Consider the following 14,266-nt stretch of genomic DNA (forward strand, 5'->3'; position numbering starts at 1 on the left):
CTCATAGAGCTGAGAGTGATGAGGTTTTTTTTAACCATAAGCCAACTAACGTCCAAATTGCCATCGTCAGGAGGATAGCGCCAATACCATCCAGAGCGTAATGCCACGCCAAATGAACTGACCCAATTAAAATGACGCCCACGTAAATCCAAGCCAAAAATCCTACAAACTTATTGATGGCATAGAGGGATAAGGCGATTAAAGTAGTTGTAGAAACGTGGACACTGGGAAAAGCCGAAATTCCGGAACCTATTTCGAGGGTATGAGCCATGTATGCATCCCAAAGTTTCTCCTGTGTTGGTAACGCCCACAAATGAAAATGGTAGTCTGACTTAAGTAAAACATCATTCTGGGCATTCAACACTGACATAAGATCTTGAAATTGGGTCATCGTTGGGAAAAGGCGCTCAGCATAAGCCGGACCCGCAGATGAAAACAGAATCGCCAATACGCCACCATTGATAAACCAAACTAAGCAATTACTTACAATCATTCTTTGTCGAATTTGCGGACGATGCACGATACAAAGGGAATATATAAGATATATCCAGACTACAAAGAACCAAATATTATACAAAACGTTAATCACGCCACTCGATAACGCCGAGCTAAACACACTGTGAGTTAACTGCCAGGGAGCATATCCACCAAACATCAACGCATCCCAATCCGCCAAGTACGGATCAAGGTAAAAGGGAATCACCGCCGGTATCGCAGCTTTTAAAGACGTAAAGCAGGACAACACAATCGAGAGGCATTGTGAAAGCACCAAAAAGTTAATGACTTCCGGCCAGTTTTGGACCACTAATTTTATTTTGAAATAAAATCGTCTAAGCGGTTTGCGTTGTAGATGAAAAAGCAGAAAGAAATAGTAGCAAGTCGCCGCCAGGATAATGGTCATGGCTAGTGAATAAGACATCGCTTTGGCATAAGAGCCAAACGAAAATTGCTGTGGAACATCGGCGGCTTGCGTAATGAGAAATGTCATCAGGCAAATCATAAATGACATCAGATAAATCACTTTATCTCTGATGAATGGCTGCCAAAGCTTTCGCCAACCGGAAATAGGTTCTTCTGATTCAGTTGTTTTAAAAAGCTCGCTCATACCCTGCTCCAAGCGGCTTGAGTTTTTGGGCAAGGACGACTCAAGCCAACGTCATGACACAGACAAAATTAGTCGTCACATTGAGTATAGCTAACTTCTTTATATGCTTATGATTTACAGGTTAACGTTCTCCCTGAACTTGGTACCACAGTGTTCGAGTCCTTGGGCCTGTATCGCATTCGATTAATAATACGTTTTGCCATGGTCCAAGCATTACACGCCCATCAACGACAGGGATAGAAAATGAATGGTGCAACATAATAGAACGCAGATGACTAGACCCATTGTCATCATGCCAGGTTTCGTGGTGACGATAAGGGGTACCATCGGAAAAATTGTTACCATAAGGAATGCCCATCGCCACTTCAAACATATGGTCGAGGTCATGTTCCATAATTCCAGGCTCAGCTTCAGTAACGGCAAGCCCCGCCACACAACCCGCAACAAAAATCATGACATAACCTTCCCGAATACCACTATCTGATACCACCGCACGAATATGGTCATCAATAATATTTTTACTCATACGACCATCAAGATGGTAATCCCTTTCAATTGTATAAACCGCCATAAATCCTCCTTGCCAAAAAATGAAACTAAAATTTTAAATATAGTAATAAAAGAATAACCATACTAACTCGTTAGTATTCAATAAGAACAAAAACAGATCACAGATAATGAGATGAGCACACAAATAAAAAAGGCCAGCAAACTGCTGGCCTAACTCATTGTAGAACGTTGTTTAGAAGTCGTAACTCGCGGAAAGCGTTACGGTTCTCGGATCTCCAAGGACTAAATAATTTGCAGAACTACTAGAGCCACCAGCAGAGGCCCAATAGTTACGATCCGCAACATTCTCTACTCGTAGTCGAACAGTCATATCATTTTCATCAACTTTGAAGGAATAACGAGCTCCGAGATCAAAACGTGTCCAAGATGGCAATCTGAGTGTATTCGCTTGGTCAACATATTGTTTACCCGTATATACAGTTCTTCCTTCAAGCACTAAGCCGGGTAGAAATGATGAATCCCATTCTAGATTGATATTTCCCTGAACTTTAGGAACACCAATGGCATCATTTCCTTCATACGTACCAGATTCTGAGTTAACAATTTCAGAGTCAACAAAAGTCGCCCCACCTAAAATTCGGATGTTCTCGGTAGGACTACCAAATGCACTAAACTCTATTCCCTGATGTCGTTCCTCTCCGTCAGATGAATAGACATTATTAACAGCAATACCACTAGGTAGAGACTGTCGGAACAAGCTAAGAGTCATTCCATACAAACCCTGGTCATATTTAATTCCGGTTTCGACTTGCTTAGATTGATAAGGTTTAAGAACTTCGCCTCTATTATCGTAAGAACTACCGACCTCAGAGCCAGGAATCAATGCTTCAGAATAGTTTGTATACAGAGAAACGGAATAACTAGGCTTATATACAACACCAGCAAAAGGAGAGAAACGAGATGCATCATACTCATCATCGTTTGATACCCCGGTATTGTAGTCAAATGTCTCTGTATTAATGTTTTGATATCTTCCCCCAAGCGTGAGAAGAACGCTGTCATCCAAGAAGGATAATGTGTCAGCTAAAGCAAAACTGGTTGTATTGGTTTTACCTTGAAGTACCGGATCATCCATATCACCAGCACTACTAGTAATGGTAGGCCGTGCATAATCTGTAGGATCAGTCAAACTGGTACTTAGAGCATTGTATGAACTCATCGCATAAGCGTTATATCGTTTTTCGCGATAAGCAGAGAAAGACGCAACGACAGTATGTCCCACATCCCACGTAGAAAAATGCGTTTTAATACCGGAATCTGATGAGATAACCTTATCTTCTCTCGCGTTTTCAAAAAGGTACGTATCCATCTCATTTCCAGACGACATGGTAGGGTTTGCTAAAACATTATGCTCTCTTCCTTGTCGAGCACCGACAGCTAACCAAGCCATAGTATCTTGAGAAAAATCATATTCGCCACGAACCACCCCAAACAGTTGCTTTTCGCTCGAATAAGTCCAGTCTTGCGCATAGTTTGAAGATGAATCAGGCGCAGACGGAATGTACCCATTCGGTGTTACACTTGGCCTAGGGTCATCGAGCTTATGATCCTGATAACCTAAATCAGCAGAAAAACGGAAGTTATCACTACTATGATCAAACCCAAGAGTGAACATACCTAATCGACGTTCTTGGTCATCAATCGCTGTATCACCATCACGCGCAACGGCATTCACACGAATACCATTTTCATTTTCTGCGCCAAATCGTCTACCAACATCTAAAGCAGAATAAAGCTGCCCACCAGTTTCAGTGCCAACAGTCAAACGCGTTATTGGATCTTGATGAGCACGTTTGGGTACCAGATTGATCGTGCCCCCAACGCTGGAACCACCAGGAGCAGCTCCATTTAAAAATGTGTTAGCCCCTCTAAAAACCTCTACGCGTTCAATCATTTCAGCTGCAACAAACTGTCGAGGTAAAATGCCATACACTCCGTTTAACGTGAGGTCATCAGAGTAAACTGGGAATCCTCGAATCATGTAGAGTTCTTGGAAATTACCAAAGCCTCTTGCGACTCGAACGGTAGGGTCATTTTGCACAACATCAGCAACACTCACGGCTTGCTGATCTCGAATGAGTTGTTCTGTGTAATTTGTGGAGGAAAATGGCGTATCCATTGTATCCACATTGCCTAACAGTCCAGCACGCCCAGTCGTCGCGACCTGCCCCCCCTCATATTCATCACCAAGCTTCACCTGGGAACCAACCACCGTCACCACATCGTCACTATCCGTCGCACTGGTATCTGTTTGCTCTTGAGTTTGAGCATAAAGGGACGTAGAAGTAGAGAACATCAGTGCGACCATAACCGCAGTACTGATAGGTGAACGTGAGAACGGAAACATGAGCAACCCCTGCTTAGTGATTTTTTTATTAATAAAGAACTAAACACAAATAGTATTGCTAATGATAATAATTTTCAATACAAAGAAAGAGTAAAGCTCAGTTACTTTCCAACTAATGTGGAAATTGAGGGGAAGGGTCAATCCGTTGACTGGATTAACTTAGAAAAAGGGGTTGGTTGCTGTAATAAATTCAATAATGCCGCTTCCTTCAAGGGGGGAGAAAACATAAATCCTTGAATTAAGTCACAGCCCATTTCTTTCAGCGCGCTAAATTGTTCGAATAATTCGACCCCTTCGGCAACCGTAATAAATTCCATAAAGTTGCCAATTTCAACCACCGCTTCAGTTAGTTTGTGATCGATCGGATTCTGATGGATCTGTTTAATAAACTCTCGGTCAATTTTAAGCACAGAAATAGGTAAACTTTTCAGGTACGCTAATGACGAATAGCCGGTTCCAAAGTCATCCATGGCAATTCTGACACCGTCCATTGACAATTGCTTAAGCTGACTGAGTGCCAGATTAATATCTTTCATTAAACTGGATTCCGTGACTTCAATTTCGAGGCAGCTCGGCGCAAGCTCAGAGGAACGAATCATCTTCATCACTCGATTTGCAAACCCAGAGTCCATTAACTGGATACTGGACACATTGACCGCTAAAGAAAATTGTTCATCTACAATACCTTGCTGCTGCCACTCTTTGATTTTTTGAATACTCTGACGAATAACCCATTCACCGACAGGAACAATCGCTCCTGTCGACTCAAGTAATGGAATAAACTCAACTGGTGAAACAAAGCCAAACGCCGGGCTTTCCCAGCGCATCAGTACCTCAGCACCGACGATATTACCCGATACAGTTTCCACTTTAGGCTGATACAGAAGATAGAATTCATTATTCTGTACAGCTTCCTGAAGAGCCGAGCGAATTTCAGCACGACGAAAAATAATCGCCTCAAGCTCACTACTGTAGAATTGCCAAGAACTCAATTCTTTCGGTAATGCTAACGCCGCTTTGCGAATCAGTTGTTCCGGCATCCGTGAGGCAGAGCCAGAACAAATACCTATTCTCACCTGTAATTGAAACGACATCTGATCAACATAAATACGTTGCTCATACATTTTACAGATAGCTTCAGATGCGTTCTCGACTTCTTGCTGAGAGATACACCCAGCACAAAGCATCACCCACTCCTGACTATTCCATACACCAAGCATGTACGGTTTTAATAATGGGTGGTGAGTTAACTCTGTAGAGAGTTTTCGTAAGATTTTGTCCGTAACTGCGTAGCCGTGTAAACTCGATATTTCTTCTATTCCATCCATATAAAGATAGAGAACCGAGACAAATTCTTTGCGTTTTCTGTAGCTCATCAGCTCTTCAAGCAAACGGCGTCGATTGGGTAACTCAGTGACCGGATCCTGACGAGATATTAGTGCCAAATCCTCAGTTCGTGAGTTCACCAGTTTCTCGAGCGATTCAGCACGCTTAGAGCCTTCCTTGAGAAGTAAGGCCATCTGCAGAGTATTATGGATACGCTGTAATACTTCACTGTGATCAAACGGCTTGGTGAGAAAGTCCTGAGCACCAAGGGATAGCGCTTCTCTACGTGTCGTTTCATCAATTTGAGCGGTGAGAACGATAACGGATGGCGCTTTATGACCAAATTCGTTTTTCATCCACTGCATTAACTCAAGCCCATTGATATGCGGCATCCTGATATCTAACAATATCAAATCAGGCAACATCGACTTAATCAAAGCCTGAGCATTTCGGGAGTCGATCTCTCCATGAACCGATGTATAACCTGCATCTTCAAGTAACATATGCACCAGTTCAACATTGGCTGGCGTATCATCGATAATTAAAATATTGGCGCTTTTCGTCAGAGGCACTATCACTACTCCTCAGACAAAACGCTATCAAGTAAGTTAATAAAACTTTTCATCTCAATAGGTTTGGTTACGTAATCTAAAAAACCACTGTTCTTCGCTTGCTCGACATCTTTATGTGAGGCGTTAGCAGAGAGTGCTACCACAGGGATATCACGGGTCAGAGGGTTATTCTTCAAAATTGTCTGCACTTGAAATCCATTCATTCCGGGCAAATCAATATCTAATAAAATGAGGTCTGGTGTATCTGAAAATGCCAATTCAACACCAGTTTCACCAGAAGCCACACAGACCAACTCACACATATCGACATCATTAAAAATGTCTTCCATTAAACGTTGATTGGTAGGGTTATCTTCAATATACAGGACTTTTTTCGCAATCTTACTGGCAGAAGAATGCGACGAGAGTTCAGCAGACTCTGGCTGAGAGCTTATATCACTGCTCGTTACTTTGTAGTCGACAGGCAACCTGAACCAAAAGTCACTTCCTTCTCCTTCGATACTGGATACACCAATTTCACCGTTCATCAGGGACATTAATTTTTTTGTTAATGCCAGCCCAACACCTGTCCCCTCAATTGCGCTCATTTCCGCACCTAAACGGTTAAATGGCTGGAACAGTTGCGATTGCTGTTCAATTGAGAGTCCAACACCAGTATCGGATACAACGATTTTGGCATACTGCCCTTCTTTTTCGACCCGAACAGTCACTGAACCATTAGAACGATTGTACTTAATCCCATTACTGATGAGATTAATCAGCACCTGCTGAACCCGAGTATAATCACCTATTGCATAGATATCGGTACAAATATGATTGTGTAAATGCACACCATACTGCTGAGCAATCGGCGCCAACGTTTGAATGCAACGACTCACCAAATCCCCCAATTCGATCGATTCGAGTGACACCTGAAATCGACCTGATTCTATTTTGGCTAAATCCAACACTTCGTTGATTAAATTCAACAGATGTTTACCGCTATGTAGAATTTGATCGACCTGGCGAGTTTGCTTGTCGTTAAGCACACTTCTGCCACCTTTAAGTAACTGAGCAAAGCCTAAAATCGAGTTTAGTGGCGTACGAAGTTCATGACTCATGGAGGACAAAAACTCAGTTTTCGCCTGACTGGCACTTTCAGCCTGCTCTTTTGCCCGGCTGAGTTCCTCAAGCAGCAACGCCTGCTGGTTCATTTGCCGATAAAGATTGATAAGCAGAACGCATGTCGACGTAAAAGGTTCAAGCCACTCAACGAGGCTCTTGTCATAGGGCTGCTCGGCATTCGCAATGGCGTACATCCCAATGACTTTACCTCTATCGATAATGGGAACACCCAAATATCGATGCAGCGTCGGGTGACCTGGGGGTAAATGTGTTCCCGCCATTCCAATATCATTGTTAAGTACCACTTCGCCCTGAGCGAAAACTCGTCCTAACATGGTATTGGGATTAGAGAGTAACATATCTCCACGGACTAACTGCTCCATCAGTTTTTTTGACTCGGGACTCCAAGATAAATCGGTAATCGCATGTATTTTCAACGCTGAAGCCGATTTTTCATCAACGACTTCACCAATCAAGGCATACTGACTTTTGGTCAGATTTTTAAGGCCTTCCTTGAGAAAACGCCATAAAGTATTTCCCGAAATTAGAGCATGATAGTCAGTCAGACCTCGATGTAAGATCTGTAAAAGAGCACGTTCATCTCGCTCTTTGGCATGCGTTTCGTAAACACTGGTTAAATCCGAGATAACCGCAAAATACTCCGGCTCATCAGAGGTTTGATCGTACTGAATCTCACTGACTACTACCTTAACCGGTAGCACGTCACCGGATGAATGAACCGCTTGCATCTGAATCCCTTTCTTGGCTACTTCCTGGGAAAGCAATACATCTAACAAGCGTCCCGCATCCTCGACAGACATTGCAACCTGATCGGGTAACATGAGTAACTCAGAGAGCGACATTCTGGCAAAGTGACTTTTCTCGTAACCTAAGCGCTGTGATAAATACAAATTTCCACTCAAAAGGTCACCACGTCGGTTAAACAGCGCGATCCCAGTAGCTGAACTTTCAATCAGCGCTAAGTACCGTGTGCGGTTACGATGATTATCATGAATTTTTTGCTCTAGCTGCTGCTGATTGCGCTGATATTGAAGCAAGGTCTCGATCTGACGAGAAAATTTCTCCAGCTGAATATACTGAGTTGATGACAAGGTGATATCTGGGGAACCAAACAGACCTAAAACAGCAACAACTGCTTTAGTAGGACTGAATAAGGGAAAGGCTGTAGGCAAATGACTGCCCGTCTGAGGCCGACCGCTCTCAAACACGGAGTGAAACAGTTCAGAGTTCTGAGTCTGCGTTAATAAGACTTCTTCAGATAGACCAATGGTAAAAAACCACTGATTATCTGGCGAGATAATCGCAACAGATTCAATACCAAAAAGATCACAAATCAGAGAACAAATATTCTCTAAAGCAATTTTGGACTCCGAATCCAGACCATAGAGTACCGAGGAGAGCTGTTCATTTAGCCCTCCTTCATTACTGGAGAAAGACATTGTCATACTTGCACCGTTGAGCAATACGTACGAATTTAGCTCTTTGATTATAGCAACTTATTGAGCAATTCGTTTTTTATATATTGGTCAAACATTACGCCATTTATGAATATCTCTCAACTAGTTATAACTTTATAAACATTAGCTAACTATTTTATGCTTTTATTCGATTGAATATTAATAGTGCGAGAAAATAGACTGACCCAATAATAGCGACTAGAGTTCCAGCGGCTATTTGATTGGGAAACAAAACAACTTGCCCCAGCCAATCCGACCACAACAGGGTTACTGAACCGATTAAACTTGCCACAAGTATCTGAGACAACGTTTTTTTCGCTCCCATCATTTGCGCCAGATGTGGAGCGATTAAACCGACAAACGATACTGGACCTAATGTGGCTGTGACGATCGCACATAACGTCGCAACTAATGTAAATAAGAAAACCGTTATTCGATTAATATTCACGCCTCTGGAAAACGAAAAAGATCGTCCGATAGATAACAGAGTTAACCAACGAGACGATACCAAAGCCAATCCGATCAATACGATGGTTAGCAAAAACAACCATAGTGCCTGGTCTGGGGTAACTCGGTATGTCGAGCCGGCCATCCATTGCATAATGCGATAACTGTCCTGATTTCCTTTCGCTAAAGAGAATTGAACAAAAGACTGCAATAAAGCGGTTAATGCAATACCAGTAAGAACAAAGCTGGCAGGCGCAAAGTGATGCCGTTTACCTAAGATCAGTAATATGATGAGAACGGCACCACTTCCCAGAAAAGCCATCATCCATTGTCCGGCACCAAAGCCATCTGCGATAAATAATGCCGATAAAACCAGCATAAAAGTGGCACCGGAAGAAATCCCCAAGATATCTGGACTGGCTAATGGGTTGTATATTAAACGCTGTAAGATCACACCCGCGACAGCTAACCCCATCCCAGCAGAAAGTGCTGTTAGGCCTCGGGGCCAACGCAATTGCCATTGATACTCAGTTGGTAAAGAAAGTATCCATTGGGTTTCTGTTGGTTGGTGAGTCACATATAACGTTATGACGATCAATAATGCCAACACAAAAACGCCTATGCCCACCAGACTCAATTTGCTTTTTGAGTGAGGTAAAGCGATTGATAACGAATCCTGCGCGGCAAAACGTCGGCGGCTAAACCAAATTAATGCAGGAGCGCCTATCGCTGCGGCAGTAACGCCGCTCGGTACGACTTGCCCCAACATCTGCGTAAACCATATTGATAATGCATCGGTAGCAACCAGCATCCCGGCACCAATGACTGCGCTTAATACCAGTTCCTGCCGCGGAGTTCTGCCACCAAGGACACGAGCAATATTTGGTGTAATCAGTCCGATAAAACCGATCAGCCCCACAGCAGTGATCGATGCGGAAACAAGCCAGATCCCAAGCAGCATTAACAGGAAAAAAGTGGGAACAACGGGTAGACCACGTGCAGAAGCACCTTCCTGACCTAATCGGAGCAAAATCAGTAAACGAGGTGCGAAAATAAAGAGCAGTAAACCGACCAATAGCTTTGGCCATAACCAGATAAACCAGTCCCAACCGTTTTGCGCTAAATCCCCTGCCCCCCACATGAAAACCGTTTCTGCATATTGCTGATTCAGCAAAATAATCGCACTGGCAATAGCCCCTAGAAGCAGATTCACCACCATCCCCGCAATGACTATGGGTAGGCCTGTCATATTTTGAAAGCCGGCGATTAAGACAATAAGGCCAAAAGCGCACAAAGCCCCAGCCATAGCAATAAAAGCACTATAATCAGGTGCAATATCTGGCCACCAGACACTGACGCAAACCAGTGCTAGCCATGCTCCAGAAGAGGTACCGAGAGTAAGCGGCGAAGTGAGCGAGTTTTGTGTTAGCTGCTGCATTAAACTTCCCACAACACCTAAAACGGCGCCAACACACAATGCCATGATCAGTCTGGGTAGCTGAGCGTAAACAAAGTTAAAATCAGCAAAGGACTCCGCTGATTGGGAAGACCATAGAAGGTGCCACTGCTGTGCTAACGGTAATTCCTGACCTATCTGTAAGCTCATTCCCGCAACGAGAATAAAACCGAATCCGGCTAAAATATTACGCGTATTCATGATGAGGAAGCCATCCCCACCAGGCTATCCGTTATTGCTTCAGCAGTATATTTCAGTGACATCGCACCACCATAACTCCACACAGAGCGAACAGGTAGGGCGTGATTCTTACGTACAAACGGCATAGCTCGCCACAAAACCGATTTTTTCAGCTTTTCTTCTTCGTTAAAGGGTCTGAAATACAATACGACACCATCTTTAATGTGCTGTAGTGAAGAAATCGGCTTCTGAATAATGCCCCATTTGGCTGCAGGTAATGACATCGCTGGCTGTAAACCTAGCTTTTGTAAAACATAAATCGGCGTTGAGTTTTCACTGTAGATAAACGTTGAAGTGGTATTGGCAAAACGCATAATGAGCACTGGGGGCACGTGTTCAGAAAAAGCCTTTTCGATACGCGCCTTTAATTGTGCAAATTCCTTATCCATCGCCACCAATTTTTGGTTCGCTACTTCTTGTTTGCCAAATACCGTTGCCAATTGCTTAAATTGCTCAATGGCAACTTGTGCATGCTGATCTTGCTGTGAAAAATTTGCATACATCAGTACTGGAGCGATTTTCTGTAGCTGTGGCAGTAAGTCCTTCTGTGTATCTGAGGCAATAATAATGTCTGGCTTAAGCTCTGCTATTTGCTCAAGACTCGGTTCTGAACGGGTGCCAATACTGACCGTTGAGTGCGGAATTTCTGGCTGCACTACCCAGTCTTTGTAACTGTCTAATTCGGGAGCCCCTAGCGGAGTAACCCCAAGCTCAATCACTTGTTCAACCAGATCCCAATCAAGAACAACGGCGCGACTTGGGTGAGCAGGCAACACATGCATACCCAAATCATCCTGTACCTGTATATCTTGAGCATAAGTAGCGACTGAGAAAAACAAAGAGGCCAGAAGGGTTAACATTAAGCGCATACAACAGCCACCTTATTTGTTCGTGAATCAGTTGATGGTTCTGGGTGAGAAATCAAAGATATCGGTGTCTGATACAGTTCGGAAAGTCGAGTTTCGTTTGCCATTTCTTCAATTGGACCATCAAACGCAATTTTGCCCTTTTGCAAAGCAATCACATGAGAAGCAAACCTTAGCGTTAAATTCAAATCATGGAGGATGACAATCACACCTCGCTTTTGGTGCTGATTTAATTCAGCCAATAAAGCCATAAGCTGATATTGATGATGAATGTCGAGCGCGGATGTCGGCTCGTCAAGAATCAAAACAGGAGATTGCTGAGCTAACAACATCGCGACCCAGGCACGTTGGCGTTCGCCCCCAGAAAGCTCATCAGCCAAGGAATCAGCAAATTCATTCACACCCGTTTGTGTCATTGACTGCGTAATTACGTGTTTATCCTCCTGGTTCCAACGTCCCAGCAGGCCACGCCAGGGAAAACGCCCCAAGCGTACTAGCTCTTTAACAGTTAAACCTGCACTGTTTGGCAACTTCTGGGGTAAATAGGCCACTGATTTCGCCAAAGATTTTGCTGACAATGATGAGAGTTCTTGCTCATTGAGAACGATCTTACCTATCTCTGGGCTAGTCTGACCGGAAAGAAGATTAACCAGTGTTGATTTACCCGAACCATTGTGGCCTAAAATGACCGTTACCTTATCGGTAGGTATGTCGAGTTTATCAATATCCAAAATTGTCCGGCCTCCTCGGACAACTTTAATATCCTTGAGCAAATACACGGTTAATGTCTCCTCATCTCAAATTTTATTGAGAACCATTTTAATTATCATTACCATTATTGGCTTATTTTACTGATAAATCGCATAATGAACAGTCACGATCGCAAGTTATCGCCAACGAATTAGCACAGGTCATCTTTCATGTTTCAATGGTTTGAACGTTTAACAACCCCTTTTCCCCCACAATCTCCGCAAAAACCACCCAAAACACTGTTCGGTTTTTGTCGCTATTACACTCGAGGTTTTGAAAAACCACTCATTTTGATGTCCATTCTCAGTGCCTGTGTTGCGGTAGCTGAAGTCACACTCGTCAGCTATATGGGGGAGTTAGTTGATATCTTAAGTACGCAAAGTCGCGATAATTTTTGGTCGATGCAGGGGGGAAAGCTGATATCCATGTCCTTGCTGGTTCTGGTATTTATGCCGATACTCGCGTTCTTTCATTCGATGATTCTCCATCAAACCATATTGGGGAATTACCCGATGTCGATTCGTTGGTTAGTTCATCGTTATCTGCTCAAACAAAGTATTGGTTTCTTTCAACGTGATTTTGCCGGCCGTGTGGCGACAAAAGTCATGCAAAGCGCGAATGCGGTTAGAGAAACGGTGCTAAAACTGGTCGATCTGGCTGTTTATATTGGGGTCTATCTGATCTCGATGCTCGTTATGATTGGTAGTGCAGATGGCGTACTAGTTATCCCTATTCTAGTGTGGCTATGCCTTTACGCTGTTATTCAAATCTACTTTGTACCCAAGTTAAAACAAATATCGACTGAACAAGCAAACGCTCAATCCAATATGACAGGACGCATTGTCGATACCTACACCAATATCACCACTGTTAAGCTGTTTTCACACTCAGAAAGAGAAACCGATTACGCAGAAAGCGGCATGAAACAGTTTTTACAAACCGTATATCGGCAAATGCGCACCATTACCTGCCTACTTTATAGTGTTGATATTATTAATTATCTATTGTTGTTCTCGATTGCGTTTCTCTCTATCTCTCTTTGGCTAACAGAGTCAGTTTCCGTTGGTGTCATTGCAATAGTCATCAGTATCTCCCTACGTTTACAAGGTATGTCCAAATGGATCATGTGGGAAATTCGAGCTGTATTCGAAAGTATTGGGACGGTCATCGACAGTATGAATACCATCTCCAATGAGATTGAAATCGAAGATAAACCTCAGGCGCCTAAGCTCGATATTACCCATGGTGCTATCGAATTTGATAACGTCAATTTCCACTATACGGAACAAAAGCCAGTGTTTGAGCAGCTATCTCTGTCCATTAAAGCGGGAGAGAAAGTGGGGATAGTCGGTCGTTCGGGTGCAGGTAAGTCAAGTCTGGTAAATCTCCTACTGCGATTTTATGACATTCAAAAGGGAACGATTTCCATCGATCACCAAGATATTGCCAACGTCACGCAGGAATCACTGAGACACTATATCGGTATGATTACCCAAGATACTTCCCTACTCCATCGTTCTATCAAAGAGAACATCCTGTATGGCAAACCTCAGGCATCGGATGAAGAGGTAATCGAAGCGTGTAAACAGGCTCAGGCTCATGAGTTTATTCAAGGCCTAGAAGATGAGCGCGGACGCAAAGGTTACGACGTTCATGTTGGTGAGAGAGGAGTCAAACTGTCTGGTGGGCAACGCCAACGTATTGCCATTGCCAGAGTTTTACTCAAAAATGCGCCGATACTCATCATGGATGAAGCTACATCTGCGCTGGACTCTGAAGTTGAATCGGCCATTCAGGAAAACTTAGAAACACTCATGGAAGGAAAGACCGTTATAGCTATCGCTCACCGTCTATCGACAATCGCGAAGATGGATCGACTTATCGTGATGGATGACGGCAACATTATTGAGCAAGGTAGTCATCAGGAATTGCTGGAACAACAGGGTGTGTATGCTCAGTTATGGACTCATCAAACCGGCGGATTTATCGGCGAACAATAATCCGC

The 14,266-nt window shown here is 43.4% G+C and carries 9 protein-coding genes; 1 reads left to right on the forward strand and 8 read right to left on the reverse strand.

What is annotated here, in order from left to right:
- Nucleotide 1: 1 nt before the first annotated feature.
- From EES38_RS17930 to EES38_RS17965, 8 genes are all read right to left on the reverse strand, one after another.
- Complete coding sequence (locus EES38_RS17930) at nucleotides 2-1,105, reverse strand: phosphatase PAP2 family protein (RefSeq protein ID WP_124938601.1); 1,104 nt, start codon at nucleotides 1,103-1,105, stop codon at nucleotides 2-4.
- Between the two features lie 121 nt (nucleotides 1,106-1,226).
- Nucleotides 1,227-1,676, reverse strand: a complete 450-nt coding sequence (locus EES38_RS17935) for a secondary thiamine-phosphate synthase enzyme YjbQ (RefSeq protein ID WP_124938602.1) — start codon at nucleotides 1,674-1,676, stop codon at nucleotides 1,227-1,229.
- A gap of 171 nt (nucleotides 1,677-1,847) precedes the next feature.
- The gene (locus EES38_RS17940) at nucleotides 1,848-4,022 is read right to left on the reverse strand and encodes a TonB-dependent receptor (protein ID WP_208020481.1); all 2,175 of its coding nucleotides are present in this window, start codon (nucleotides 4,020-4,022) and stop codon (nucleotides 1,848-1,850) included.
- A 137-nt stretch (nucleotides 4,023-4,159) separates the two neighbouring features.
- On the reverse strand, nucleotides 4,160-5,920 hold the full coding sequence (locus EES38_RS17945; RefSeq protein ID WP_208020482.1) for a putative bifunctional diguanylate cyclase/phosphodiesterase: 1,761 nt from the start codon (nucleotides 5,918-5,920) through the stop codon (nucleotides 4,160-4,162).
- Between the two features lie 5 nt (nucleotides 5,921-5,925).
- On the reverse strand, nucleotides 5,926-8,490 hold the full coding sequence (locus EES38_RS17950; protein WP_124938603.1) for an ATP-binding protein: 2,565 nt from the start codon (nucleotides 8,488-8,490) through the stop codon (nucleotides 5,926-5,928).
- Between the two features lie 148 nt (nucleotides 8,491-8,638).
- A complete protein-coding gene (gene fhuB, locus EES38_RS17955; protein WP_124938604.1) occupies nucleotides 8,639-10,606 on the reverse strand; it encodes a Fe(3+)-hydroxamate ABC transporter permease FhuB in 1,968 nt (655 codons plus the stop codon).
- Nucleotides 10,603-11,514, reverse strand: coding sequence for an ABC transporter substrate-binding protein (locus EES38_RS17960; RefSeq protein ID WP_124938605.1), 912 nt, complete (start codon nucleotides 11,512-11,514; stop codon nucleotides 10,603-10,605). Before EES38_RS17960 ends, fhuB begins: the two co-directional genes overlap by 4 nt.
- Complete coding sequence (locus tag EES38_RS17965; RefSeq protein WP_124938606.1) at nucleotides 11,505-12,290, reverse strand: ABC transporter ATP-binding protein; 786 nt, start codon at nucleotides 12,288-12,290, stop codon at nucleotides 11,505-11,507. The genes EES38_RS17960 and EES38_RS17965 overlap by 10 nt, the downstream gene beginning before the upstream one ends.
- Nucleotides 12,291-12,431: 141 nt before the next feature.
- Here EES38_RS17965 and EES38_RS17970 point away from each other — a divergent pair, with 141 nt between their 5' ends.
- Nucleotides 12,432-14,261 carry an ABC transporter ATP-binding protein gene (locus EES38_RS17970; protein WP_124938607.1) on the forward strand — a complete coding sequence of 610 codons (1,830 nt, stop codon included), beginning with the start codon at nucleotides 12,432-12,434 and terminating at the stop codon, nucleotides 14,259-14,261.
- The last annotated feature ends 5 nt before the right edge of the window (nucleotides 14,262-14,266 follow it).

It is taken from the genome of Vibrio viridaestus, from assembly GCF_003856525.1.
Classification (GTDB): Bacteria; Pseudomonadota; Gammaproteobacteria; order Enterobacterales; family Vibrionaceae; genus Vibrio; species Vibrio viridaestus.

Coding starts and splice junctions, on each gene's coding strand:
- EES38_RS17930 (WP_124938601.1), bottom strand. CDS start 1,105: ATGAGCGAGCTTTTTAAAACAACTGAATCAGAAGAACCTATTTCCGGT.
- EES38_RS17935 (WP_124938602.1), bottom strand. CDS start 1,676: ATGGCGGTTTATACAATTGAAAGGGATTACCATCTTGATGGTCGTATG.
- EES38_RS17940 (WP_208020481.1), bottom strand. CDS start 4,022: ATGTTTCCGTTCTCACGTTCACCTATCAGTACTGCGGTTATGGTCGCA.
- EES38_RS17950 (WP_124938603.1), bottom strand. CDS start 8,490: ATGACAATGTCTTTCTCCAGTAATGAAGGAGGGCTAAATGAACAGCTC.
- fhuB (WP_124938604.1), bottom strand. CDS start 10,606: ATGAATACGCGTAATATTTTAGCCGGATTCGGTTTTATTCTCGTTGCG.
- EES38_RS17960 (WP_124938605.1), bottom strand. CDS start 11,514: ATGCGCTTAATGTTAACCCTTCTGGCCTCTTTGTTTTTCTCAGTCGCT.
- EES38_RS17970 (WP_124938607.1), top strand. CDS start 12,432: ATGTTTCAATGGTTTGAACGTTTAACAACCCCTTTTCCCCCACAATCT.